Raw genomic sequence first — 473 nt, 5'->3', positions numbered from 1 at the left:
CACGGAAGTTCTGGATGCGGAGGATACCAAGCGTCACGCCCGATCGCGTGATGGTGCCAGCCCTGAACGTCGAGCCAAGCCCGTCCAATATCAACTTGAAGCCGGGTAGCCCCTCCAATGGCAAAGAAAAAGCGACTGATCCGGTCGAGGCGTATCCCAGCGCTGCGCATCCTCCGATCGGCGCCGCCGGATCAAGAGCAGGCCGGCTGGGCTCGATCGGAGGTGTCGTCACTCGCCGACGCCACTGCAGCCTCAGTATTACGATCAAGCGCAGGCAAGTCGATTCTGCCGGCGTCGGACGCCTTCCATGCGAGATTAGCGTAACGGTCCACCAACTCGGATTTGAGCTGTGAGTAATCTTGTTGCCACGCTTTGCGGTCAAACGAGGCGGCCGCAGATGCCGTCGAGGTCACCAGACTTAAGATAATCGGTAGAAGCAGACGCATATAGAGCTCCATTGGGGCAGCACCGTG

1 protein-coding gene is annotated in these 473 nt (G+C 59.4%); it reads right to left on the bottom strand.

What is annotated here, in order from left to right; genetic code table 11:
* Positions 1–191 precede the first annotated feature (191 nt).
* Positions 192–473, bottom strand: a 282-nt coding sequence (locus tag P792_RS37895) for a hypothetical protein (RefSeq protein WP_235075346.1), incomplete at its 5' end; no start/stop codon positions are given.

This window comes from Asaia sp. SF2.1 (assembly GCF_000505765.1).
GTDB classification, from domain to species: domain Bacteria; phylum Pseudomonadota; class Alphaproteobacteria; order Acetobacterales; family Acetobacteraceae; genus Asaia; species Asaia bogorensis.
The sequence above is the reverse complement of the archived record's forward strand: the minus strand, read 5'-3'. Positions and strand labels throughout refer to the sequence as shown.